Consider the following 24,528-nt stretch of genomic DNA (forward strand, 5'->3'; position numbering starts at 1 on the left):
GAGCCCCCACCCCCGGCGCGCCCACCAAACCCCACAGCCCACCCACACCCCACACCCGGCCGTCGGCGCTCGACCCGACCCCGATGCTCTCGGCCGCGGGGCCCGATTCGCTCGCCGCCTGCCCGAATCCCGCAGCCTTTCACCTCACGCAACGGGTGGGCGGGTGGGCACAACCCCCGCCCCCACCACCGCACCGGACCCCGCCAGCCACCCCTCCACCCCGTCCAGCAACGCCCGCTGCACCTCCGCCGGCGCCACCGAGCCCAGGATCGACTGCCGCGCCAACTCCGCCAACTCCGCGTCGGTGAACTCGTGTTCGTCCCGGGCCAGCTCATACTGCGCGGCCAACCGCGATCCGAACAGCAGCGGGTCGTCCGCGCCCAGCGCAATCGGCACTCCCGCCTCGAACAACGTCCGCAACGGCACATCCGCCGCCTTGTCGTAGACGCCGAGCGCGACATTGGAGGCCGGACACACCTCGCATACGATCCGCCGCCGAGCCAACACCGCCATCAACTCGGGATCCTCCACCACCCGGATCCCGTGCCCGAGCCGCCGCGCCCCCAACACGTCCACGCAGTCCCGGATGCTGCGCGGCCCGTCCAACTCGCCACCGTGCGGATTCGCGAACAGCCCCGCGTGCCGGGCGATTTCGAAGGCCCGCTCGAACGCCGGCGCCCGCCCGCGCCGCTCGTCGTTGGACAGCCCGAACCCGACCACGCCACGATCGGTGTACTGCGCCGCGAGCCGCGCGAGCGTACGCGCCTCCAACTGGTGCTTGGTCCGATTCGCCGCGATCACCACGGCGATCCCGATCCCGGTAGCCTTCCGCGCCGCCTCCACCGCGTCCAGCACGATCTCCACCGCCGGGGTCAGCCCACCCAGCCGCGGCGCGTACGAGGTCGGATCGACCTGGATCTCCAGCCACCCGGACCCCTCGGCCCGATCGTCCTCGGCCGCCTCGCGGACCAGCCGATGCATGTCGTCCTCGGAGCGCACGCACGAGCGCGCGATGTCGTACAGCCGCTGGAAGCGGAACCAGCCGCGTTCGTCGGTCGCCCGCAATCGTGGCGGCCGGCCCGAGGTCAGCGAGTCGGGCAGCCGCACACCGTGCAGGTCCGCCAGTTCCAACAGGGTTTCCGACCGCATGGATCCCGTGAAGTGCAGGTGGAGATGAGCCTTCGGGAGGGTGCGGACATCGCGTGCGGGACGATCCATCCACAGATCATGGACCACCGGCCCCGCACGCGTGAGGGGTACCGCCGATGATCCCTCTGAAGGAGAGCGGAAACTTCGGCGGCGCCGACGTGAACGACGACACGAACGACGACGTGCGGCTACTTCGCCTCGGCCAGCAATTCCGCGATCCGGCGTACGCCCTCGACCAGGTCCTCGTCGCCGAGCGCGTACGACAGGCGCAGGTAGCCCGGAGTTCCGAAGGCCTCGCCCGGTACCACCGCCACCTCGACCTCGTCCAGGATCAGCCCCGCCAACGCGGCCGACGTCGCGGGGCGCGCGCCCCGGATCTCCCGGCCGAGCACCCCCTTCACCGACGGATAGGCGTAGAAGGCGCCCTTGGGCTCGGGGCACTCGACGCCCGGGATCTCGTTCAGCATCCGCACGATGGTGCGCCGGCGCCGGTCGAACGCCGTCCGCATCGTGTCCACCGCCGACAGATCCCCGCTCAGCGCGGCCAGCGCGGCGGCCTGGGCGATGTTGCAGACGTTGGAGGTGGCGTGCGACTGCAGGTTCGCGGCGGCCGACACCACGTCCCGGGGGCCGATGATCCACCCGACCCGCCAGCCCGTCATCGCGTAGGTCTTGGCCACCCCGTTGACGATCACGCAGCGGTCCGCCAGCTCCGGCACCACCACCGGCATCGAGACGAACTCGGCGTCGTCGTAGACCAGGTGTTCATAGATCTCGTCGGTCAGCACCCACAACCCGTGCTCGACCGCCCAGCGCCCGATCACCTCGGTCTGCGCCCGCGAGTACACCGCGCCGGTCGGGTTCGACGGCGAGACGAACACCAGCACCTTGGTGCGCTCGGTCCGGGCCGCCTCCAACTGCTCGACCGACACCAGGTAGCCGGTGGTCTCGTCGGCGACCACGGCCACCGGGACGCCGCCCGCGAGCTTGATCGACTCGGGGTAGGTGGTCCAGTACGGCGCCGGCACCAACACCTCGTCGCCCGGGTCGAGCAGCGCCGCGAAGGCTTCGTAGATGGCCTGCTTGCCGCCGTTGGTCACCAGGACCTGTGCCGGATCCACGGCCGGACCCGAGTCGCGCAGCGTCTTGGCCACGATCGCGGCCTTCAACTCCGGCAGCCCGCCGGCCGGGGTGTAGCGGTGGAAGCGCGGTTCGCGACAGGCCGCGACCGCGGCGTCCACGATGTAGTCCGGCGTCGGGAAGTCCGGCTCGCCGGCGCCGAAGCCGACCACGGGACGCCCGGCGGCCTTGAGCGCCTTGGCCTTGGCGTCGACCGCGAGCGTCGCCGACTCGGCGATGGCACCGACGCGGACCGAGACCCGTCGCCCGGCGGCGGACCCGGACCCGGACGCGGCGGACGGGGAGCTGGGGGTGGAAGCCGTCATGCCGGCCATCGTCGCATTCGCCCCCGCCGAGAGCACGCCGATTCCGCGCCGCGAGCACACCCGAACTTCGGTACCGTCACGGCACGGGTTCGACCTGACGCACCCGACCCCGTACACTCGACGCTTGGCGGTCCCAACCTGCGTGCTGCCGCGCCCGAAATCCTGTGTTCTCGGGCCGGTGACTCCGCTAGGTTGATGACCAAACGAAGGGCACTAGCTCAATTGGCAGAGCACCGGTCTCCAAAACCGGGGGTTGGGGGTTCAAGTCCCTCGTGCCCTGCGATGTGCGAGAGCGGTCGATCCTCGGATCGACCGTGACGTGCACGCAGTCAGCGCAAACTGTCGGCGCCGACAACCCCGTCGGTGATCCACGGTCGGACCGGATCAGGTGAGGACGAGTTGACGGAGGCCCACGGCTCCACGGCTACGCCTGAGCACAGCAGCTCTGATGGCCACGGCTCCGACGACGTGCCCCCCGGCGGTCGCCGGGCGAATCGCCCGAAGGGCTCCTCGGGCAAGCCGGAGCAGAAGAAGAAAAACCTGTTCGCGCGGGCGGCTCTCTTCTACCGGCAGATCATTGCCGAGCTGCGCAAGGTCGTCTGGCCGACCCGCAACGAGCTGAGCACGTACACGACCGTGGTCATCGTGTTCTGCCTGATGATCATCGGAATCGTCTACGGACTCGACCTCGCCTTCGCGAAGGCCGCGCTCGCCGTCTTCGGCTGAGCCCCGTCCCTCGCAGCGCGCCTGCAACGACCGTTCGACCCCCAGCCAGGAAGAAGCACCCAACGTGTCTGACCCGAACCTGTCCGCCGACAACTCCGCCGATGAGACGGGGACCCTGTCGGAGCAGGCGGAGGCCGCGGCTCTCGAGGACATCGCCCTCGAGGACGCGGCCGAGGCCCCGGCCGTCTCCACCGATGACGACGTGGAAGACGCCGAGGCCGGCGAGGAAGACGCCGAGGGCGCGGAAGCCGAGTTCGCCGACGACGAAGACGAGGACGACGACGAGTTCGCCGACGCGTCCGAGTCCGACGACGACGCCGAGGCAGCCGAGGACGTCCCCGAGGGCGACCCCGTCGAGGACTTCAAGGAAGTCCTCCGTCGCGCCCCGGGCGAGTGGTACGTCATCCACTCGTACGCCGGCTACGAGAACCGGGTGAAGGCCAACCTCGAGTCCCGCACCACCTCGCTCAACATGGAGGACTACATCTTCCAGGTCGAGGTGCCGCAGGAAGAGGTCGTCGAGATCAAGAACGGTCAGCGCAAGACCGTCAAGCGCAACAAGTTCCCCGGCTACGTGCTGGTCCGGATGGACCTGACCAACGAGTCGTGGGGCGCCGTGCGCAACACCCCCGGTGTCACCGGCTTCGTCGGCAACGCGCACGAGCCCTTCCCGCTCACCCTCGACGAGGTCGTCAAGATCCTCGCCCCCGAGGAGGAGAAGGCGACCGGCGGCGGCAGCGGCGCCAAGAGCACCACCGAGGTCAAGGTGCTCGACTTCGAGGTCGGCGACTCGGTCACCGTTATCGACGGCCCCTTCGCGACGCTCCAGGCGACGATCAACGAGATCAACGCCGACTCGCAGAAGGTCAAGGGCCTGGTGGAGATCTTCGGGCGCGAGACGCCGGTCGAGCTCTCGTTCAACCAGATCCAGAAGAACTGATACTTCCCCCTGGTGGGGCCCCGGTTCGCCGGGGCCGCATCCGGGTGGTGGACAAGGCGCCCTCACAACGGTGGTTATCGTTGAGTGGGCGCCGCACCGCGTGGCGGGCCCGAACACGTCCGCGCTCCGCGTGGTGATCGGGACGTACATCTCGTCGAAGGACCCGGAAAAAATGCCTCCCAAGAAGAAGAAGCTGTCAGCGATCATCAAGCTGCAGATCAAGGCCGGCGCAGCCACGCCGGCCCCGCCGGTCGGCCCCGCGCTGGGTCAGCACGGCGTCAACATCATGGAGTTCTGCAAGGCCTACAACGCGGCGACCGAGTCGCAGCGTGGCGACATCGTCCCGGTGGAGATCTCGGTCTACGAAGACCGCTCCTTCACCTTCGTGACGAAGACGCCGCCGGCCGCGCGCCTGATCCTCAAGGCCGCCGGTGTCGAGAAGGGCTCGGGCGAGCCGCACAAGACCAAGGTCGCGAAGATCTCTCGCGAGCAGGTCCGCGGCATCGCGCAGACCAAGATGGCCGACCTGAACGCCAACGACCTCGACGCCGCCGAGAAGATCATCTCCGGCACCGCGCGTTCGATGGGCATCACGGTCGAGGGCTGATCCAGCCCCCGCAGCACTCCGGCAGTACCGAAACAGCGCGAGAAGGTGTGCGTACGCCCACCGACTCGCGGAGTGGAAGGGTCCGCGCGACCCGCTCCCACCACAACTCCTTTCAGAATTCCAGGAGCTTTCAGTGAAGCGCAGCAAGTCCTACCGCGAGGCCGACACCAAGGTCGACCACGAGCGTCTCTACTCGCCGCTCGAGGCCGTTCGCCTGGCCAAGGAGACCTCGCCCACCAAGTTCGCCGGCACCGTCGAGGTGGCCATGCGCCTGGGCGTCGACCCGCGCAAGGCCGACCAGATGGTCCGCAGCACGGTCATCCTCCCGCACGGCACCGGCAAGACCGCCCGGGTCCTGGTCTTCGCGACCGGTGACCGTGCCGAGGCTGCCAAGGCCGCCGGCGCCGACATCGTCGGCTCCGACGAACTCATCGACGAGGTCGCCAAGGGTCGGCTCGACTTCGACGCCGTCGTCGCCACCCCGGACCTCATGGGCAAGGTCGGCCGCCTGGGCCGCGTGCTCGGCCCGCGTGGTCTGATGCCCAACCCGAAGACCGGCACGGTCACGCCCGACGTGGCGAAGGCCGTGAACGAGATCAAGGGCGGCAAGATCGAGTTCCGCGTCGACAAGCACTCGAACCTGCACTTCATCATCGGCAAGACGACGTTCGACGACGCCCAGCTCGTCGAGAACTACGCCGCCGCCCTCGAAGAGGTGCTCCGCGCGAAGCCGTCGGCCGCCAAGGGTCGCTACATCAAGAAGGTCGGCGTCTCGACCACGATGGGCCCCGGCATCCAGGTCGACCCCAACCGCACCCGCAACCTCCTGGTGGAGGAAGAGGCGGTCTGATCCGCCCCGCACGCGAACGAGGCCCGGCACCCCACACGGTGTGCCGGGCCTCGGCACGTCCGGCCCCGGCGCCGCCAAGCTCTGCCAAGCGCCGCCGGGCGCCGGCGAAGCCCGCCCCGCCCGCCCGACGGAAGCGATTTGCTCCGAACGAGTGCCGTCGCGTACCTTTGCCTCAAGCCAAAGACCGTCGGTCGTTGTCGTCGTGCCGCAAGGCGGGTCGACAAACGAAGGTTCCGCATCGCGGACGGCCTGCGCAGGTGTGAACGTGAGACGTTACCCCCGATACATACGGATGCCGTGTGGATCGAGGATGTACGCCCCGTGCGCCTGCGCCGGGGCGTTTTTCGTGTGTGGACCCCTTCCGCCCCGCGGACCGGCGAATTCATCCGGCACAGGTCGACCGCCACGGTCGACCGGCAATCGCATCGCGGAAGGAGGCCAGCCCTATGGCGAGGCCCGACAAGGCGGCCGCGGTCGCCGAGCTCACGGACCAGTTCCGTGACTCGAACGCCGCAGTGCTGACCGAGTACCGCGGGCTCACCGTCGCGCAGCTCAAGGAGCTGCGTCGTTCGCTCGGTGAGAACGCGCAGTACGCCGTGGTGAAGAACACGCTGACCAAGATCGCCGCCAACGAGGCGGGCATCGATCAGCTGGACGACCTCCTCGAGGGCCCGTCCGCGATCGCGTTCGTCACGGGTGACCCCGTGGAGGCCGCGAAGAGCCTGCGTGACTTCGCCAAGGCGAACCCCCTTCTCGTCATCAAGGGCGGCGTCCTTGAGGGCAAGGCGCTCAGCGCCGACGAGATCAAGAAGCTCGCGGACCTCGAGTCCCGCGAGGTGCTGCTCGCCAAGCTGGCGGGTGCCATGAAGGGTTCCATGGCCAAGGCCGCGGCGACCTTCCAGGCTCCGCTCTCGCAGTTCGCCCGCACCGCGGACGCGCTCCGGGCCAAGGTCGAGCAGGGCGGTGCCGGCGAGCCGGCTCCCGCCGCGGAGGCCGAGACCGCCGAGTAGCTCGGCAGTCGCGACCGACGTCGCCGGGGGCAGCGCCCCCGCCCATCCACACCACCCGGCACCCGCCGAATTGATCAGGAAGGAACGCCGACCATGGCGCTCACGCACGAAGAGCTCATCGAAGAGTTCAAGGCCATGCCCCTCATCCAGCTCGCGGACTTCGTGAAGCTGTTCGAGGACACCTTCGACGTCAAGGCCGCCGCCCCGGCCGCCGTCATCGCCGGCCCCGCCGGCGGCGGCGCCGCTGCCGAGGCCGTCGAGGAGCAGGACGAGTTCGACGTCATCCTCACGGGTGCCGGCGACAAGAAGATCCAGGTCATCAAGGAGGTGCGCGCGCTCACGAGCCTCGGCCTGAAGGAGGCCAAGGACCTCGTGGACTCCGCCCCCAAGGCGCTCCTGGAGAAGGTCTCGAAGGAGGCCGCCGAGAAGGCGAAGGCCGCCCTCGAAGGCGCCGGCGCCTCGGTCGAGGTCAAGTAATTCGACGCCGCCCACCCGGGCGGCATCACCGAAGGCGATCGTCCGTCAGGGCGGTCGCCTTCGGGCTTTTCGGGGCCGGTTTCGGGCTCGCCCGCACCCGGTCCGCCGACGTCGACGGGTCATCGGAAGGGGTCGCGCGGCGCCCGATCCGCCCCGATCGGCCTCGCCCGAAAGGGTGATACTCCCAACACCCTGAGCAGCTGCCGAACCCCCGCGCACCAGCGTCGTCGTGTCCTCGCCGAGGGCGTGCGCCACGGCGCGCGCGGCCGGTTCGAAGCGCGCCGTCCGGGCGTTGTCGGACCGGCGGTCTACCGTGTTTTTCCGGCCTACCGAGGCTTCTCGACGACTCGGTCGGCCACTGTGACGAGACTCTCGCCGCAGGCCGCGAGTTCGGGACGGAGGTCCGGTTTTCTCGGCGCTCGGAAGGGTTCCGTCGGCTGTCAGGGGGAAAGCAACCCCTTGACGAACGGATCGGGGCGCGCAATTCTTCGGACGCACCCCTGAAGCACGGTTGCCGGATGGTTCGCGAATCCGGGTGGTGGACCGGCCCTTCATAGGGGCTGGACAGCGGTGTGCCTTGTGGCTACACTGACCCTTTGCGCTGCCTATTGACTTACCCCGGTGTATGAACCCGGGCCGTCCAGTATGCGCATAGTGAGTCCGAGCCCTCGGAAGGACCCCTCTTGGCCGCCTCGCGCACCGCCTCCGCTACCAACCCCGGCGCCGCCACTGCCCCGCTCCGCATCTCCTTCGCCAAGATCAGGGAACCCCTGGAGGTTCCGAACCTTCTCGCGTTGCAGACCGAGAGCTTCGACTGGCTGCTCGGCAACAGTGCGTGGAAGGCACGGGTCGAGGCCGCCCTCGCGGGCGGACAGGATGTGCCCACCAAGTCCGGACTCGAAGAGATCTTCGAAGAGATCTCGCCGATCGAGGACTTCTCCGGTTCGATGTCCCTGACGTTCCGGGACCACCGGTTCGAGCCTCCGAAGAACTCCATCGAGGAGTGCAAGGAGCGCGACTTCACCTACTCGGCGCCGCTGTTCGTCACGGCCGAGTTCACCAACAACGAGACCGGCGAGATCAAGAGCCAGACGGTCTTCATGGGCGACTTCCCGCTCATGACCAACAAGGGCACCTTCATCATCAACGGCACCGAGCGTGTCGTGGTGTCCCAGCTGGTCCGCTCGCCGGGTGTCTACTTCGACAGCCAGGTCGACAAGACGTCCGACAAGGACATCTTCAGCGCGAAGGTCATCCCCTCGCGTGGTGCCTGGTTGGAGCTGGAGATCGACAAGCGCGACACCGTCGGTGTCCGCATCGACCGCAAGCGCAAGCAGAGCGTCACCGTGCTGCTCAAGGCGCTCGGCTGGACCGACTCCCAGATCCTGGAGGAGTTCGGCCAGTACGAGTCGATGCGCCAGACCCTGGAGAAGGACCACACCCAGGGCCAGGACGACGCGCTGCTCGACATCTACCGCAAGCTGCGTCCGGGGGAGCCGCCGACCCGCGAGGCCGCGCAGACCCTGCTCGAGAACCTCTACTTCAACCCGAAGCGCTACGACCTCGCCAAGGTCGGCCGCTACAAGGTGAACAAGAAGCTCGGGGTCGAGCAGGCGCTGGACGCCGGCGTCATGACCGTCGAAGACGTCATCGCGACCATCAAGTACCTGGTCAAGCTGCACGCCGGCGAAGAGGCCATGGAAGGCGCGTCGGGCCAGGAGATCGTGGTCGAGGTCGACGACATCGACCACTTCGGCAACCGTCGCCTGCGCAACGTCGGCGAGCTCATCCAGAACCAGGTCCGTACCGGCCTGGCCCGGATGGAGCGCGTCGTCCGCGAGCGCATGACCACCCAGGACGTCGAGGCGATCACGCCGCAGACGCTGATCAACATCCGGCCGGTCGTCGCCTCCATCAAGGAGTTCTTCGGCACCAGCCAGCTGTCGCAGTTCATGGACCAGACGAACCCGCTGTCGGGCCTGACCCACAAGCGTCGTCTGTCCGCGCTCGGCCCCGGTGGCCTCTCGCGTGAGCGGGCCGGCTTCGAGGTCCGCGACGTGCACCCCTCGCACTACGGCCGCATGTGCCCGATCGAGACCCCCGAAGGCCCGAACATCGGCCTGATCGGCTCGCTCGCCTCCTACGGCCGGGTCAACGCATTCGGCTTCGTCGAGACGCCGTACCGCAAGGTCGTCGAGGGCCGGGTCACCGACGGCATCGACTACCTGACGGCCGACGAAGAGGACCGCTTCGTCATCGCGCAGGCCAACGCCCCGCTGAACGAGGACGACTCGTTCGCCGAGGCCCGTGTGCTCGTGCGTCGCCGCGGCGGCGAGATCGACTACATCCCCGGCGACGAAGTCGACTACATGGACGTCTCGCCGCGCCAGATGGTGTCGGTCGCGACCGCGATGATCCCGTTCCTCGAGCACGACGACGCGAACCGCGCGCTGATGGGCTCGAACATGATGCGCCAGGCGGTGCCGCTGCTGAAGGCGGAGTCGCCGCTGGTGGGCACCGGCATGGAGTACCGCGCCGCGGTCGACGCCGCCGACGTGATCACCGCCGAGAAGCCCGGCGTGGTGCAGGACGTCTCGGCCGACTACATCACCGTGATGAACGACGACGCGACGTACACCACGTACCGCGTGCAGAAGTTCATGCGCTCCAACCAGGGCACGTCCTTCAACCAGAAGGTCGTCGTCGACGAGGGCGCGCGGGTCGAGGCCGGCCAGGTGCTGGCCGACGGTCCGTGCACCGAAGAGGGCGAGATGGCCCTCGGCAAGAACCTCCTCGTGGCGTTCATGCCGTGGGAGGGCCACAACTACGAAGACGCGATCATCCTGTCGCAGCGTCTGGTGCAGGACGACGTCCTCTCCTCGATCCACATCGAGGAGCACGAGGTCGACGCCCGTGACACCAAGCTCGGCCCGGAGGAGATCACCCGGGACATCCCGAACGTCTCCGAAGAGGTCCTCGCCGACCTGGACGAGCGCGGCATCATCCGGATCGGCGCCGACGTCGTCCCGGGCGACATCCTGGTCGGCAAGGTCACGCCCAAGGGCGAGACCGAGCTGACCCCGGAGGAGCGCCTGCTCCGCGCGATCTTCGGCGAGAAGGCGCGCGAGGTGCGCGACACCTCGCTCAAGGTCCCGCACGGCGAGTCCGGCAAGGTCATCGGTGTGCGCGTGTTCGACCGCGAGGCCGGCGACGAGCTGCCGCCGGGCGTGAACCAGCTGGTCCGCGTCTACGTCGCGCAGAAGCGCAAGATCACCGACGGTGACAAGCTCGCCGGCCGGCACGGCAACAAGGGCGTCATCTCGAAGATCCTGCCGGTCGAGGACATGCCGTTCCTGGAGGACGGCACCCCGGTCGACATCATCCTCAACCCGCTCGGTGTCCCGTCCCGGATGAACCCGGGACAGGTCCTGGAGACGCACCTCGGCTGGATCGCCAAGACCGGCTGGAGCGTCGAGGGCGACGACGAGGACTGGAAGGGTCGCCTCCGGGCGATCGCGGCCGACCAGGGTGCCCCCGGCACCAACGTCGCCACCCCGGTCTTCGACGGCGCGCGCGAGGAGGAGATCACCGGTCTCCTCGACTCGACCAACAAGACCCGTGACGGTGTCCGGCTGATCGACGGCACCGGCAAGGCGAAGATGTACGACGGCCGCTCCGGCGAGCCGTTCCCGCACCCGGTCTCGGTCGGTTACATGTACATCCTCAAGCTGCACCACCTGGTCGACGACAAGCTGCACGCCCGGTCGACCGGTCCCTACTCGATGATCACCCAGCAGCCGCTGGGTGGTAAGGCCCAGTTCGGTGGCCAGCGCTTCGGTGAGATGGAGGTGTGGGCGCTCGAGGCATACGGTGCCGCCTACGCCCTCCAGGAACTGCTGACCATCAAGTCCGACGACGTCCTCGGCCGCGTGAAGGTGTACGAGGCGATCGTCAAGGGCGAGAACATCCCGGAGCCGGGCATCCCCGAGTCCTTCAAGGTGCTCATCAAGGAGATGCAGTCGCTCTGCCTCAACGTGGAGGTCCTCTCCAGCGACGGTATGTCGATCGAGATGCGCGACACCGACGAGGACGTCTTCCGCGCTGCGGAGGAGCTTGGAATCGACCTGTCGCGGCGCGAGCCGAGCAGCGTCGAAGAGGTCTGAGGCTCCCTCCCGGGTCCGGCCGCGAGGCCGGACCCGGGATTTCGACCCCAGTCCTGATGAAGACACACACTGGTGGACACGGCACAGCCCCCGCCGTGACCGCCGGGACCAAACCCCGAAAGAGGGATTGACGAAACAGTGCTCGACGTCAACTTCTTCGACGAGCTGCGTATCGGCCTCGCTACCGCAGACGACATCCGCCAGTGGTCGCACGGCGAGGTCAAGAAGCCCGAGACCATCAACTACCGCACCCTGAAGCCGGAAAAGGACGGGCTCTTCTGCGAGAAGATCTTCGGTCCGACCCGGGACTGGGAGTGCTACTGCGGCAAGTACAAGCGTGTCCGCTTCAAGGGCATCATCTGTGAGCGCTGCGGCGTCGAGGTCACTCGCGCCAAGGTGCGTCGTGAGCGCATGGGCCACATCGAGCTCGCCGCGCCGGTCACGCACATCTGGTACTTCAAGGGTGTGCCCAGCCGCCTCGGCTACCTGCTCGACCTCGCCCCGAAGGACCTGGAAAAGGTCATCTACTTCGCGGCGTACATGATCACGTACGTCGACGACGAGCGTCGCCAGCGCGACCTGCCGTCCCTCGACGCCAAGATCTCGGTCGAGCGTCAGCAGATCGAGCAGCGCCGTGACGCCAGCGTCGAGGAGCGGCAGAAGAAGCTCGAAGCCGACCTCGCCGAGCTGGAGGCCGAGGGCGCCAAGTCCGACGTGCGCCGCAAGGTGCGCGAAGGCGCCGAGCGCGAGATGAAGCAGCTGCGCGACCGCAACCAGCGCGAGCTGGACCGGCTCGACGACGTGTGGACCCGGTTCAAGAACCTCAAGGTCCAGGACCTCGAAGGCGACGAGATCCTGTTCCGCGAGATGCGGGACCGCTTCGGCACCTACTTCATGGGCGGCATGGGCGCGCAGGCGCTCCAGCGTCGGCTGGAGTCGTTCGACCTCGACGCCGAGGCCGAGAAGCTGCGCGAGATCATCCGCACCGGCAAGGGCCAGAAGAAGACCCGCGCGCTCAAGCGCCTCAAGGTCGTCTCCGCGTTCCAGCAGACCCGGAACAGCCCCAACGGCATGGTCCTGGACTGCGTCCCGGTGATCCCGCCGGACCTGCGTCCGATGGTGCAGCTGGACGGTGGCCGCTTCGCGACCTCCGACCTGAACGACCTGTACCGCCGCGTGATCAACCGCAACAACCGCCTGAAGCGCCTGCTCGACCTCGGTGCCCCCGAGATCATCGTGAACAACGAGAAGCGCATGCTCCAGGAGGCCGTCGACGCGCTGTTCGACAACGGCCGCCGCGGTCGTCCGGTGACGGGTCCGGGCAACCGGCCGCTGAAGTCCCTGTCCGACATGCTCAAGGGCAAGCAGGGTCGTTTCCGGCAGAACCTGCTCGGCAAGCGCGTGGACTACTCCGCGCGTTCGGTCATCGTCGTCGGCCCGCAGCTCAAGCTGCACCAGTGCGGTCTGCCGAAGGCCATGGCGCTCGAGCTGTTCAAGCCGTTCGTGATGAAGCGCCTGGTGGACCTCAACCACGCGCAGAACATCAAGTCGGCCAAGCGCATGGTCGAGCGTGCCCGCCCGGTGGTGTGGGACGTGCTCGAAGAGGTCATCGCCGAGCACCCGGTGCTGCTCAACCGCGCGCCGACGCTGCACCGTCTGGGCATCCAGGCGTTCGAGCCGCAGCTCGTCGAGGGCAAGGCCATCCAGATTCACCCGCTCGTGTGCACCGCGTTCAACGCGGACTTCGACGGTGACCAGATGGCCGTGCACCTGCCGCTGTCCGCGGAGGCGCAGGCCGAGGCCCGCATCCTGATGTTGTCCAGCAACAACATCCTGAAGCCGGCCGACGGTCGCCCCGTCACCATGCCGACCCAGGACATGGTGCTCGGGCTGTTCTTCCTGACCTCCGAGCGGGAGAACACCAAGGGTGACGGGCGCGTCTTCGCGTCCACGGCCGAGGCGATCATGGCGTTCGACGCCCGTGAGCTCGACCTGCAGGCGAAGATCGAGCTGCGGCTGCCGGCGGGCACCGTCCCGTCGCGCGGCTGGGTCGCGCCCGAGGGCTGGGAGCCCGGTTCGCCGCTGCGCGTGCGCACCTCGCTCGGTCGCGCGTTGTTCAACGAGCTCCTGCCGGCGGACTACCCGTTCGTCGACGAGGAGATCGGCAAGAAGACGCTGTCGGTCATCGTGAACGACCTGGCGGAGCGGTACCCGAAGGTGGTCGTGGCGGCGACGCTCGACAACCTGAAGGAGGCCGGCTTCCACTGGGCCACCCGTTCCGGTGTCACCGTCTCGATCTCCGACGTCGTCGTCCCGCCGGCGAAGAAGGAGATCCTGGAGCGCTTCGAGGCCCAGGCCGAGAAGGTCCAGAAGCAGTACGAGCGCGGCCTGATCACCAAGGACGAGCGTCAGCAGGAGCAGATTCAGATCTGGACCAAGGCGACCAACGAGGTCGCCGAGGCGATGAACCTGAACTTCCCCAAGACGAACCCCATCTTCATGATGGTCGACTCGGGTGCTCGCGGAAACATGATGCAGATGCGGCAGATCGCGGGTATGCGCGGTCTGGTGTCGAACGCCAAGAACGAGACGATCCCCCGTCCCATCAAGGCGTCCTTCCGCGAGGGCCTGTCCGTGCTCGAGTACTTCATCTCGACGCACGGTGCCCGTAAGGGTCTGGCCGACACCGCGCTGCGTACCGCCGACTCGGGTTACCTGACCCGTCGTCTGGTGGACGTCTCGCAGGACGTCATCGTGCGCGAGGAGGACTGCGGCACCGACCGCGGTCTGGTGTTGTCGATCGCCACGCGTGGTGCCGACGGCGTGCTCCGCAAGGACGACGACGTCGAGACCAGCGTCTACGCCCGCAACCTGGCCGAGGACGTCGTCGTCGACGGCAAGGTGCTGGCCCCGGCCAACGCCGACCTCGGCGACGTGATCATCAACCACCTCGTCGCCGAAGGCGTCGAGTCGGTGAAGACGCGGTCGGTGCTGACCTGCGAGTCCAAGGTCGGCACCTGCGCGATGTGCTACGGCCGTTCGCTGGCCACCGGCAAGCTGGTGGACATCGGCGAGGCGGTCGGCATCATCGCCGCCCAGTCGATCGGTGAGCCCGGCACCCAGCTGACGATGCGTACCTTCCACACCGGTGGTGTGGCCGGTGACGACATCACCCAGGGTCTGCCCCGTGTCGTCGAGCTGTTCGAGGCGCGCACCCCCAAGGGTGTCGCCCCGATCAGCGAGGCGGCCGGTCGGGTCCGCATCGAGGACACCGAGAAGACCCGCAAGGTCGTCGTGGTGCCGGACGACGGTTCCGAGGAACTGGCGTACGCGGTCAGCAAGCGCTCGCGCCTGCTGGTCGAGGAGGGCGACCACGTCGACGTCGGCCAGAAGATGCTCGTCGGCGCGGTCAACCCGCACGACGTGCTGCGCATCCTCGGTCAGCGCGCGGTGCAGATCCACCTCGTGGCGGAGGTCCAGCAGGTCTACCGCTCGCAGGGTGTGTCGATCCACGACAAGCACATCGAGATCATCATTCGGCAGATGCTCCGCCGCGTGACGATCATCGAGTCGGGCGACGCCGAGCTGCTTCCGGGCGAGCTGGTCGAGCGCGGTCGCTTCGAGACGGAGAACCGTCGGGTCATGTCGGAGAGCGGGCACCCGGCCTCGGGCCGTCCGCAGCTCATGGGCATCACCAAGGCGTCGCTGGCCACCGAATCGTGGCTGTCGGCGGCCTCCTTCCAGGAGACCACCCGGGTGCTCACCGACGCGGCGATCCACGCCAAGTCGGACCCGCTCCTTGGCCTGAAGGAGAACGTGATCCTGGGCAAGCTCATCCCGGCCGGTACGGGCATGCCCCGCTACCGCAACATCCGGGTCGAGCCGACCGAGGAGGCCAAGGCCGCCATGTACTCGATGTCCGGGTACGACGAGGCCGACTACTCCGCGTTCGGTTCCGGCTCCGGCCAGGCCGTCCCGCTGGAGGAGTACGACTTCGGCGGCTACCAGGGCTGATCCGTCCCGGTACCGGACAGGGCCGCCATCCTTCGGGGTGGCGGCCCTGTCGCGTGTTCGAGGCCGGGTGCCCGAAGGACTCTCCACGAGGGCCCCGGGGGTGCGACGATGCTTCCAACGCTCCGTCGTACCCCGGGAGGACCCCATGAGCACCCCCGGCGGGCCCGGCCCGTACGGCCCCTTCGGCGAACGACCCGCCGACGACTCCGAGGGCCCCTACGGCGCCCCCGGCGGGCAGCCGTCGTATGGCGACCCCGCCGCGCCGTACGGCTACGGCCAGGCGGCGTACGGGCAGCCCTACGACCCGAACGCCCCCTACGGCCAACCGCCCTACGGCTACGGCTACTACCCACAACCCGGCTACGGCGGTTACCTGCCCCAGCCGGGCACCAACGGCCTGGCCATCGCGTCGATGATCCTGGGCATCGTCTGGATCTACTGGATCGGCAGCCTGCTCGCGGTGATCTTCGGGCACATAGCCCTGGCCCAGACCGCCCGCACCGGCCAGGAGGGCCGCGGCATGGCGATCGCCGGTGTGGTGCTCGGCTGGATCGGCATGGCGGTGCTCGCGCTGGTGGTCGTGGCGCTCATCGTGGATTCCGGGCACGACCACGGGTATTCCGACTACCTCGGCCTGCTCGTCGGAGGGTGCGGCGTGCGCTGACCCGAGGCCCGGCCCGCCCGGGGGAGCGGCCCCGGGTGCTCGTTCGCCTCTTTCCGCGATGCCGGGTACGGTGGGGCCCGGAGAGTGACATATCGGCCCGAGCGAATCGGTGCTCCACCAGCGTGAGAGCCCCGGATTCCGTGTCGTGGTGGGGGTCTTTCTTTTCGCTTTGACCTCTGCTGCTGTGGTAGGTAGTCTCTCTCCTTGTGCCTGGGGTGTCCCCGGGCTCTTGTGCCTGCGCTCACCGCAATCCCCTCGGGATGCGTGCGTGAGAGGGCGCGGGAGACCGACCCGCAGCCTCCTGAGCAAGCACACTCCCAAGACCGGGCGACACGCCCGACCGCGGGGGTCGGGCTTGCCGGTGGTTCCGGCGTCGACCGGGATGCAGGCCGATTCAGACATTGCAGTCGCTTCAAAAAGACCGCTCGGCACGAAGAAGACGGAGACGCGGTGCCCACGATCCAGCAGCTGGTCCGAAAGGGCCGCCAGGACAAGGTCGACAAGGCCAAGACTCCGGCGCTCAAGGGGAGCCCGCAGCGTCGCGGCGTGTGCACCCGTGTTTACACGACGACGCCGAAGAAGCCGAACTCTGCGCTTCGCAAGGTCGCGCGTGTGCGCCTCACGAGTGGCATCGAGGTGACGGCCTACATTCCCGGCGAGGGTCACAACCTCCAGGAGCACTCCATCGTGCTCGTTCGCGGTGGTCGTGTGAAGGACCTCCCCGGTGTCCGCTACAAGATCATCCGCGGTTCGCTCGACACCCAGGGTGTCAAGAACCGCAAGCAGGCGCGCAGCCGCTACGGCGCGAAGAAGGAGAAGAGCTAATGCCGCGTAAGGGCCCTGCCCCCAAGCGACCGGTCATCATCGACCCGGTTTACAACTCGCCGCTGGTCACCTCGCTGGTGAACAAGGTCCTGATGAGCGGCAAGCGCTCCGTCGCCGAGAAGATCGTCTATGGCGCGCTCGAAGGCTGCCGCGAGAAGACCGGTACCGACCCGGTCATCACGCTCAAGCGCGCGCTCGAGAACGTGAAGCCGACCCTCGAGGTCCGCAGCCGCCGTGTCGGTGGCGCGACCTACCAGGTGCCGGTCGAGGTCCGTCCGGGCCGCTCCACGACCCTCGCTCTCCGCTGGCTCGTCGGCTACTCCCGCGCCCGTCGCGAGAAGACGATGACCGAGCGTTTGATGAACGAGCTGCTGGACGCGAGCAACGGTCTGGGTGCCGCGGTCAAGCGCCGCGAGGACACCCACAAGATGGCCGAGTCCAACAAGGCCTTCGCGCACTACCGCTGGTAGTTCCACCCGCAACGACGAGAAGCCGAGAGAAGACAAGCCACGATGGCTACCACTGCTCTTGATCTGGCCAAGGTCCGAAACATCGGCATCATGGCCCACATCGACGCGGGCAAGACCACCACCACCGAGCGGATCCTGTTCTACACCGGGGTCAACTACAAGATCGGTGAGGTTCATGAGGGCGCTGCCACCATGGACTGGATGGAACAGGAGCAGGAGCGCGGCATCACCATCACGTCTGCCGCGACGACCTGTCACTGGACGCTCGACGACGTCGATCACACGATCAACATCATCGACACCCCGGGCCACGTCGACTTCACCGTCGAGGTGGAGCGTTCGCTGCGCGTGCTCGACGGCGCCGTCACCGTCTTCGACGGTGTCGCCGGCGTGGAGCCGCAGTCCGAGACCGTTTGGCGTCAGGCCGACCGGTACGGCGTGCCGCGCATCTGCTTCGTGAACAAGCTCGACCGCACCGGCGCCGAGTTCCACCGCTGCGTCGACATGATCGACGCGCGCCTGGGCGCGGTTCCGCTGGTCATGCAGCTGCCGATCGGCACCGAGATGGACTTCCAGGGCGTTGTCGACCTGGTCGCCATGAAGGCGCTGGTCTGGTCCGCCGAGGCGGCCAAGGGCGAGATGTACGACGTCGTCGACATCCCGGCCACGCACGTCGAGGCGGCCGCCGAATACCGCGGCAAGCTGCTCGAGACGATCGCCGAATACGACGACCAGATGATGGAGCTGTACCTGGAGGGCCAGGAGCCCGACACGGAGCAGCTGATCGCCGCGATCCGTCGCGCGACCATCGCCTCGACCAAGGGTGAGAACAAGGGCAAGCCCACGTTCACCCCCGTGTTCTGCGGCACCGCGTTCAAGAACAAGGGCGTCCAGCCCCTGCTCGACGCGGTCGTGCGCTACCTGCCGTCGCCGCTCGACATCGAGGGCATCCAGGGTCACGCGGTCAACAACGAAGAGGAAGTCATCGTTCGCCAGCCGAGCGACGACGAGCCCTTCGCGGGCCTCGCGTTCAAGATCATGCGTGACCCGCACCTCGGCAAGCTCACCTTCGTCCGGGTCTACTCGGGTGTCCTGGAAGCCGGCAGCTCCGTGCTGAACTCGGTGAAGGGCAAGAAGGAGCGCATCGGCAAGATCTACCGGATGCACGCGAACAAGCGTGAGGAGATCCCGTCGGTCGGCGCGGGCGACATCATCGCGGTGATGGGTCTGAAGGACACCACCACCGGCGAGACGCTCTGCGACCCGTCCAACGCGGTGATCCTGGAGTCGATGACGTTCCCGGCCCCGGTCATCGAGGTCGCGATCGAGCCGAAGTCCAAGGGCGACCAGGAGAAGCTGGGTGTCGCCATCCAGTCCCTCGCCGCCGAGGACCCCTCCTTCCAGGTGCACACCGAGGAGGAGACCGGCCAGACCATCATCGGTGGCATGGGCGAGCTGCACCTCGAAGTGCTCGTCGACCGGATGAAGCGCGAGTTCCGCGTGGAGGCCAACGTCGGCAAGCCGCAGGTGGCCTACCGCGAGACGATCCGCAAGGTCGTCGAGCGCGTGGACTACACGCACAAGAAGCAGACCGGTGGTACCGGTCAGTTCGCCAAGGTGCAGATCGCGCTCGAGCCGCTCGAGGGCGACGCGTACGAGTTCGTCAACAAGGTCACCGGTGGCCGCATCCCGAGGGAGTACATCCCCTCGGTCGACGCGGGCGCGCAGGAGGCCATGCAGTACGGCGTACTCGCGGGCTACCCGATGGTCGGCGTGCGTCTGACGCTGATCGACGGTGGCTACCACGAGGTCGACTCGTCCGAACTCGCCTTCAAGATCGCCGGTTCGCAGGCGTTCAAGGAAGCGGCTCGGCAGGCGTCGCCGGCTCTTCTCGAGCCGATGATGGCCGTCGAGGTCACCACGCCCGAGGACTACATGGGCGATGTGATCGGCGACCTCAACTCGCGTCGCGGCCAGATCCAGGCCATGGACGAGCGCTTCGGTGCGCGTGTCGTCAAGGCTTTGGTCCCGCTGTCGGAGATGTTCGGCTATGTCGGCGACCTCCGCAGCAAGACCTCGGGTCGCGCGAGCTACTCCATGCAGTTCGACTCCTACGCCGAGGTTCCGAGGAACGTCGCCGAGGAGATCATCGCCAAGTCGCGCGGCGAGTAATCACCGCAGGCGCGGCACCAGCGATACCTGGGGGACCCGGGGTCCGAAACCGGACTCCGGGGCCTCCGCCCCGGCTCACCCCCGATACCCGACGTCGTACGGCGTAAAGAACCAGTCCACAGGAGGACCCCAGTGGCGAAGGCTAAGTTCGAGCGGACTAAGCCGCACGTCAACATCGGCACCATTGGTCACATCGACCACGGTAAGACGACGCTGACCGCGGCGATTACCAAGGTGCTGCACGACGCGTACCCGGACCTGAACCCCTTCACGCCGTTCGACCAGATCGACAAGGCGCCGGAGGAGCGGCAGCGCGGTATCACGATCTCGATCGCGCACGTCGAGTACCAGACGGAGAACCGTCACTACGCGCACGTCGACTGCCCCGGGCACGCCGACTACATCAAGAACATGATCACCGGTGCCGCGCAGATGGACGGCGCGATCCTCGTGGTCGCCGCCACCGACGGCCCGATGCCGCAGACCAAGGAGCACGTGCTCCTGGCCCGCCAGGTCGGCGTTCCGTACATCGTGGTCGCGCTGAACAAGGCCGACATGGTGGACGACGAGGAGATCCTGGAGCTCGTCGAGCTCGAGGTGCGCGAGCTCCTCTCCGAGTACGAGTTCCCGGGCGACGACCTTCCGGTCGTGCGGGTCTCGGCGCTCAAGGCGCTCGAGGGCGACAAGGAGTGGGGTGGCAAGCTCCTGGAGCTGATGGCCGCCGTCGACGAGGCGATCCCGACCCCGCCGCGTGACACCGACAAGCCGTTCCTCATGCCCGTCGAGGACGTCTTCACGATCACCGGTCGTGGCACCGTCGTCACCGGTCGCATCGAGCGTGGCATCGTCAAGGTCAACGAGACTGTCGACATCGTCGGCATCAAGGAGACCAAGACCACCACCACGGTCACCGGCATCGAGATGTTCCGCAAGCTGCTCGACGAGGGCCAGGCGGGCGAGAACGTCGGTCTGCTCCTCCGCGGCATCAAGCGCGAGGACGTCGAGCGCGGCCAGGTCATCATCAAGCCGGGTTCGGTCACGCCGCACACCGACTTCGAGGCCCAGGTCTACATCCTGTCGAAGGACGAGGGTGGCCGTCACACCCCCTTCTTCAACAACTACCGGCCGCAGTTCTACTTCCGTACGACGGACGTGACCGGCGTGGTGACCCTCCCCGAGGGCACCGAGATGGTCATGCCGGGTGACAACACCGGCATGGACGTCGCGCTGATCCAGCCGATCGCCATGGAAGAGGGCCTGCGTTTCGCCATCCGCGAGGGTGGTCGCACCGTGGGCGCCGGCCAGGTCGTCAAGATCAAGAAGTGATGAAATCCCGCCCGCCGGTCCACCTGGGTCGGCGGGCGGGGCTTTGTCCGGATCGATTCCACCCCCTAGGTGGGACCGGATATCCATTGCTCGGGGGCTCTCTCCAACCCGGGGGAGCCGCTCGATTGGCCAAGCCCGCCATCGGTGGGGCATACTAGCCAAGTTGCTCGGATGGACAACGGGCTGCGCCGTGCCTGTCGCGAAGACGGTACGTAGCGCGGCCCCCGTTGGCTCCGAACAATCGGTGGACTTCTGTCCTGCCACCCATGCAGCCGGCGTCGTCGCTTAGTGACCTCGTGCCGTCCTTTCGCTTGCCGCAGCGAAGGTGACGCCGAGCGTACGTTGCCCAGGCCCCCAGGCCGCCCGTAAGGGTTTCCAAGGGGCGCTTGTGAGCAACAAGGCGACACGCCCGACCGCGGGGGTCGGCGGGGAAGGGAAACCCCGAGGGGTTTTCAGCCCAAGTCTTCTCCCCGTGTCAGCGGGGGTGATCCGCAGCGGTACGAGAGAAGGAATTCGAAGCAGCCATGGCGGGACAGAAGATCCGCATCAGGCTCAAGGCCTACGACCACGAGGTCATCGACAGCTCGGCGAAGAAGATCGTCGAGACGGTGACGCGTACTGGTGCGCAGGTTGCGGGACCGGTGCCGCTGCCGACCGAGAAGAACGTGTACTGCGTCATCCGCTCGCCGCACAAGTACAAGGACTCGCGCGAGCACTTCGAGATGCGCACTCACAAGCGGCTCATCGACATCCTCGACCCCACGCCGAAGACGGTCGACTCGCTCATGCGTCTCGACCTGCCGGCCGGCGTCGACATCGAGATCAAGCTCTGAGGACGCACCGACGATGACGAAGCAGATGAAGGGCATCCTGGGCAAGAAGCTCGGCATGACCCAGGTCTGGGACGAGAACAACCGCGTCGTTCCAGTGACTGTGGTCGAGGCCGGGCCCTGCGTCGTGACCCAGGTCCGCACCGCCGAGGTCGACGGCTACTCCGCCGTCCAGATCGCGTTCGGCGCGATCGACCCGCGCAAGGTGAACAAGCCGCTCGCCGGCCACTTCGCCAAGGCCGGTGTGACCCCGCGTCGCCACCTGGTCGAGCTCCGGACCTCCGACGCCGGCGAGTACACGCCGGCCCAGGAGATCACCGCCGATGTGTTCGAGGCCGGCCAGAAGGTCGACGTCATGGGCACCTCGAAGGGCAAGGGCACGGCCGGTGTCATGAAGCGACACGGCTTCAAGGGTCTCGGCAGCTCGCACGGTACGCAGCGCAAGCACCGTTCGCCCGGCTCGATCGGTGGCTGCGCCACCCCGGGTCGTGTGTTCAAGGGTGTGCGCATGGCGGGCCGCATGGGCAACGAGCGCGTTTCCACCCAGAACCTGACCGTTCACGCCGTGGACGCGGAGAAGGGCCTGCTCCTGATCAAGGGTGCGGTCCCCGGTCCGAACGGCGGCCTGGTTCTGGTGCGCACTGCGGCGAAGGGTGTGTGAATCTCATGACCAGCATTGACGTTCTTTCGCCCGCCGGCGACAAGTCCGGGACGATCGAGCTCCCCGCGGGGATCTTCGACGTCCAGGTGAGCATCCCGACGATCCACCAGGTCGTCGTGGCGCAGCTCGCCGCCGCCCGTCAGGGCACGCACAAGACCAAGACTCGTGGCGAGGTCCGCGGCGGTGGGCGCAAGCCGTACCGCCAGAAGGGCACCGGTCGCGCCCGTCAGGGCTCGACCCGCGCGCCGCAGTTCGCCGGTGGTGGCGTCGTGCACGGTCCCGTGCCGCGCGACTACGAGCAGCGGACCCCGAAGAAGATGAAGGCGTCCGCCCTGCGCGGCGCTCTCTCGGACCGGGCTCGGCACGAGCGCATCCACTGCGTCTCCGCGCTGGTCGAGGGCGAGACGCCTTCGGTCAAGGCCGCGAAGACCCTCCTCGGCAAGATCAGCGAGCGCAAGAACCTGCTCCTGGTCGTCGAGAAGTCCGACACCGCCGCCTGGCTGAGCGCTCGCAACCTCCCGCAGGTGCACGTGCTCGAGGTCGGGCAGCTGAACACCTACGACGTGCTCGTCTCCGACGACGTGGTCTTCACGAAGGCCGCTCTGGAGCGCTTCATCGCCGGACCGGCGAAGGCCGCCTCGGCGGTCGCGGGCTCCGACGAGCTCGAAGGGAGCATCGCGTGAGCACCGACACCGTCGAGAGCACGACGAAGGTCACCAGCAAGACCTACACCGACCCGCGCGACGTGCTGCTGAAGCCGGTGATCTCGGAGAAGAGCTACGGGCTCATCGACGAGAACAAGTACACGTTCATCGTGCACCCCGACGCCAACAAGACCCAGATCAAGCAGGCCGTCATCGCGGTCTTCGGGGTCAAGGTCGAGAGCGTCAACACGATCAACCGCGTCGGTAAGCGCAAGCGCACCAAGACCGGTTTCGGCAAGCGCAAGGACACGAAGCGCGCGATCGTCACCCTTGCAGAGGGCGAGCGGATCGACATCTTCGGTGGACCCGTCGGCTGACGGCCGCTGATACGGACGAGGACTAAGAGAAGCCATGGGCATCCGCAAGTACAAGCCGACGACGCCGGGCCGTCGTGGCGCCAGCGTCGCCGACTTCGTCGAGATCACGCGGTCCGAGCCGGAGAAGTCGCTGGTCCGCCCTCTGCACAGCAAGGGTGGTCGTAACAACCACGGCCGCGTGACCGCTCGCCACCAGGGTGGCGGACACAAGCGCGCGTACCGACTGATCGACTTCCGGCGCAACGACAAGGACGGCGTTCCGGCCAAGGTCGCGCACATCGAGTACGACCCGAACCGCACCGCGCGCATCGCTCTGCTGCACTACGCGGACGGCGAGAAGCGCTACATCCTGTGCCCGAACAAGCTGAAGCAGGGCGACCGGATCGAGAACGGTCCGGGCGCCGACATCAAGCCGGGCAACAACATGCCGCTCCGGAACATCCCGGTCGGTACGGTCATCCACGCCATCGAGCTCCGGCCCGGTGGCGGCGCGAAGATCGCCCGTTCCGCGGGTGTCAGCGTGCAGCTGCTGGCGAAGGAGGGCGCCCACGCGACCCTCCGCATGCCCTCGGGCGAGATTCGCCTGGTGGACGTGCGCTGCCGGGCGACGGTCGGCGAGATCGGCAATGCCGAGCAGTCGAACATCAACTGGGGCAAGGCCGGTCGCATGCGCTGGAAGGGCAAGCGCCCGACCGTCCGCGGTGTGGCGATGAACCCCATCGACCACCCGCACGGTGGTGGTGAGGGCAAGACCTCCGGTGGTCGCCACCCGGTGAGCCCCTGGGGCAAGCCCGAGGGTCGTACTCGTCGGCCGAAGAAGGCCAGCGACAAGCTCATCATCCGCCGCCGCAAGACGAACAAGAAGCGCTAGGAGCAGTCTCGATGCCGCGCAGTCTGAAGAAGGGACCCTTCGTCGACGGCCACCTCATCAAGAAGGTGGACGTACAGAACGACAAGGGAACCAAGAACGTCATCAAGACCTGGTCCCGCCGCTCGATGATCGTCCCGGCGATGTTGGGCCACACGATCGCGGTGCACGACGGCCGCAAGCACGTCCCGGTGTTCGTGACCGAGTCGATGGTCGGCCACAAGCTCGGCGAGTTCGCGCCGACTCGGACCTTCCGCGGTCACGAGAAGGACGACCGGAAGTCGCGTCGTCGCTGACGCGGCGAATCGCA

At 67.6% G+C, this 24,528-nt stretch carries 21 protein-coding genes and 1 tRNA gene; 20 read left to right on the forward strand and 2 right to left on the reverse strand.

Going from position 1 to position 24,528, the window contains the following annotated elements:
• Window positions 1-144: 144 nt before the first annotated feature.
• Together ACWGR4_RS16605 and ACWGR4_RS16610 are read right to left on the reverse strand one after the other, a co-directional pair.
• Entirely contained in the window at window positions 145-1,218 is a 1,074-nt protein-coding gene (locus tag ACWGR4_RS16605; protein WP_452132410.1) for an adenosine deaminase, read from the reverse strand.
• A 119-nt stretch (window positions 1,219-1,337) separates the two neighbouring features.
• A complete protein-coding gene (locus tag ACWGR4_RS16610; protein ID WP_452132411.1) occupies window positions 1,338-2,594 on the reverse strand; it encodes a pyridoxal phosphate-dependent aminotransferase in 1,257 nt (418 codons plus the stop codon).
• A 207-nt stretch (window positions 2,595-2,801) separates the two neighbouring features.
• Between ACWGR4_RS16610 and ACWGR4_RS16615 the strand changes: the two genes are divergently transcribed.
• The 20 genes from ACWGR4_RS16615 (at window position 2,802) to rpsS (ending at window position 24,514) form a co-directional block, all read left to right on the forward strand.
• Window positions 2,802-2,874, forward strand: a tRNA-Trp gene (locus ACWGR4_RS16615).
• A gap of 119 nt (window positions 2,875-2,993) precedes the next feature.
• A complete protein-coding gene (gene secE / locus ACWGR4_RS16620) occupies window positions 2,994-3,320 on the forward strand; it encodes a preprotein translocase subunit SecE (RefSeq protein WP_078979280.1) in 327 nt (108 codons plus the stop codon).
• Window positions 3,321-3,384: 64 nt separating this feature from the next.
• Window positions 3,385-4,260, forward strand: coding sequence for a transcription termination/antitermination protein NusG (nusG, locus tag ACWGR4_RS16625; protein ID WP_452132412.1), 876 nt, complete (start codon window positions 3,385-3,387; stop codon window positions 4,258-4,260).
• Between the two features lie 172 nt (window positions 4,261-4,432).
• A complete protein-coding gene (gene rplK, locus ACWGR4_RS16630) occupies window positions 4,433-4,867 on the forward strand; it encodes a 50S ribosomal protein L11 (protein ID WP_078975739.1) in 435 nt (144 codons plus the stop codon).
• Window positions 4,868-5,000: 133 nt separating this feature from the next.
• Window positions 5,001-5,717 (forward strand): 50S ribosomal protein L1, encoded by a 717-nt coding sequence (rplA, locus tag ACWGR4_RS16635; RefSeq protein ID WP_126636177.1) that lies wholly within the window; start codon window positions 5,001-5,003, stop codon window positions 5,715-5,717.
• Window positions 5,718-6,163: 446 nt separating this feature from the next.
• The gene (rplJ, locus tag ACWGR4_RS16640) at window positions 6,164-6,727 is read left to right on the forward strand and encodes a 50S ribosomal protein L10 (RefSeq protein WP_380005429.1); all 564 of its coding nucleotides are present in this window, start codon (window positions 6,164-6,166) and stop codon (window positions 6,725-6,727) included.
• A 93-nt stretch (window positions 6,728-6,820) separates the two neighbouring features.
• Window positions 6,821-7,204: a 50S ribosomal protein L7/L12 gene (rplL, locus tag ACWGR4_RS16645; RefSeq protein ID WP_380005427.1), complete on the forward strand. Its 384-nt coding sequence runs from the start codon at window positions 6,821-6,823 to the stop codon at window positions 7,202-7,204.
• Between the two features lie 683 nt (window positions 7,205-7,887).
• Window positions 7,888-11,367: a DNA-directed RNA polymerase subunit beta gene (gene rpoB, locus ACWGR4_RS16650; RefSeq protein ID WP_126636173.1), complete on the forward strand. Its 3,480-nt coding sequence runs from the start codon at window positions 7,888-7,890 to the stop codon at window positions 11,365-11,367.
• Between the two features lie 138 nt (window positions 11,368-11,505).
• Window positions 11,506-15,381, forward strand: coding sequence for a DNA-directed RNA polymerase subunit beta' (locus ACWGR4_RS16655; protein WP_126636172.1), 3,876 nt, complete (start codon window positions 11,506-11,508; stop codon window positions 15,379-15,381).
• Between the two features lie 145 nt (window positions 15,382-15,526).
• Window positions 15,527-16,045, forward strand: a complete 519-nt coding sequence (locus ACWGR4_RS16660; protein WP_380005424.1) for a DUF4190 domain-containing protein — start codon at window positions 15,527-15,529, stop codon at window positions 16,043-16,045.
• Between the two features lie 450 nt (window positions 16,046-16,495).
• Entirely contained in the window at window positions 16,496-16,870 is a 375-nt protein-coding gene (gene rpsL / locus ACWGR4_RS16665) for a 30S ribosomal protein S12 (protein WP_020549242.1), read from the forward strand.
• A complete protein-coding gene (gene rpsG, locus ACWGR4_RS16670) occupies window positions 16,870-17,340 on the forward strand; it encodes a 30S ribosomal protein S7 (RefSeq protein ID WP_020549241.1) in 471 nt (156 codons plus the stop codon). Before rpsL ends, rpsG begins: the two co-directional genes overlap by 1 nt.
• 42 nt (window positions 17,341-17,382) lie before the next feature.
• Window positions 17,383-19,512: an elongation factor G gene (gene fusA / locus ACWGR4_RS16675; protein ID WP_078975733.1), complete on the forward strand. Its 2,130-nt coding sequence runs from the start codon at window positions 17,383-17,385 to the stop codon at window positions 19,510-19,512.
• 132 nt (window positions 19,513-19,644) lie between these two features.
• The gene (tuf, locus tag ACWGR4_RS16680; protein WP_078975732.1) at window positions 19,645-20,838 is read left to right on the forward strand and encodes an elongation factor Tu; all 1,194 of its coding nucleotides are present in this window, start codon (window positions 19,645-19,647) and stop codon (window positions 20,836-20,838) included.
• A gap of 524 nt (window positions 20,839-21,362) precedes the next feature.
• Complete coding sequence (gene rpsJ / locus ACWGR4_RS16685) at window positions 21,363-21,671, forward strand: 30S ribosomal protein S10 (RefSeq protein WP_020549238.1); 309 nt, start codon at window positions 21,363-21,365, stop codon at window positions 21,669-21,671.
• Between the two features lie 13 nt (window positions 21,672-21,684).
• Window positions 21,685-22,329 (forward strand): 50S ribosomal protein L3, encoded by a 645-nt coding sequence (gene rplC, locus ACWGR4_RS16690; protein ID WP_380005421.1) that lies wholly within the window; start codon window positions 21,685-21,687, stop codon window positions 22,327-22,329.
• A gap of 5 nt (window positions 22,330-22,334) precedes the next feature.
• A complete protein-coding gene (gene rplD, locus ACWGR4_RS16695; protein ID WP_078975730.1) occupies window positions 22,335-23,012 on the forward strand; it encodes a 50S ribosomal protein L4 in 678 nt (225 codons plus the stop codon).
• Window positions 23,009-23,350: a 50S ribosomal protein L23 gene (gene rplW, locus ACWGR4_RS16700; RefSeq protein WP_020549235.1), complete on the forward strand. Its 342-nt coding sequence runs from the start codon at window positions 23,009-23,011 to the stop codon at window positions 23,348-23,350. The genes rplD and rplW overlap by 4 nt, the downstream gene beginning before the upstream one ends.
• A 34-nt stretch (window positions 23,351-23,384) precedes the next feature.
• Window positions 23,385-24,221, forward strand: coding sequence for a 50S ribosomal protein L2 (gene rplB, locus ACWGR4_RS16705; RefSeq protein ID WP_020549234.1), 837 nt, complete (start codon window positions 23,385-23,387; stop codon window positions 24,219-24,221).
• Between the two features lie 11 nt (window positions 24,222-24,232).
• Complete coding sequence (gene rpsS, locus ACWGR4_RS16710) at window positions 24,233-24,514, forward strand: 30S ribosomal protein S19 (RefSeq protein WP_020549233.1); 282 nt, start codon at window positions 24,233-24,235, stop codon at window positions 24,512-24,514.
• The last annotated feature ends 14 nt before the right edge of the window (window positions 24,515-24,528 follow it).

It is taken from the genome of Embleya sp. NPDC055664 (assembly GCF_053618075.1).

Bases quoted from the DNA above. Each gene is read 5' to 3' on its own strand.
- rplC (WP_380005421.1), top strand. From the start codon at position 21,685: ATGACGAAGCAGATGAAGGGCATCCTGGGCAAGAAGCTCGGCATGACC.
- rplL (WP_380005427.1), top strand. From the start codon at position 6,821: ATGGCGCTCACGCACGAAGAGCTCATCGAAGAGTTCAAGGCCATGCCC.
- ACWGR4_RS16660 (WP_380005424.1), top strand. From the start codon at position 15,527: ATGAGCACCCCCGGCGGGCCCGGCCCGTACGGCCCCTTCGGCGAACGA.
- rplD (WP_078975730.1), top strand. From the start codon at position 22,335: ATGACCAGCATTGACGTTCTTTCGCCCGCCGGCGACAAGTCCGGGACG.
- rplK (WP_078975739.1), top strand. From the start codon at position 4,433: ATGCCTCCCAAGAAGAAGAAGCTGTCAGCGATCATCAAGCTGCAGATC.
- fusA (WP_078975733.1), top strand. From the start codon at position 17,383: ATGGCTACCACTGCTCTTGATCTGGCCAAGGTCCGAAACATCGGCATC.
- rpsJ (WP_020549238.1), top strand. From the start codon at position 21,363: ATGGCGGGACAGAAGATCCGCATCAGGCTCAAGGCCTACGACCACGAG.
- rpsG (WP_020549241.1), top strand. From the start codon at position 16,870: ATGCCGCGTAAGGGCCCTGCCCCCAAGCGACCGGTCATCATCGACCCG.
- rpsS (WP_020549233.1), top strand. From the start codon at position 24,233: ATGCCGCGCAGTCTGAAGAAGGGACCCTTCGTCGACGGCCACCTCATC.
- ACWGR4_RS16605 (WP_452132410.1), bottom strand. From the start codon at position 1,218: ATGGATCGTCCCGCACGCGATGTCCGCACCCTCCCGAAGGCTCATCTC.
- ACWGR4_RS16610 (WP_452132411.1), bottom strand. From the start codon at position 2,594: ATGACGGCTTCCACCCCCAGCTCCCCGTCCGCCGCGTCCGGGTCCGGG.
- rplJ (WP_380005429.1), top strand. From the start codon at position 6,164: ATGGCGAGGCCCGACAAGGCGGCCGCGGTCGCCGAGCTCACGGACCAG.
- rplB (WP_020549234.1), top strand. From the start codon at position 23,385: ATGGGCATCCGCAAGTACAAGCCGACGACGCCGGGCCGTCGTGGCGCC.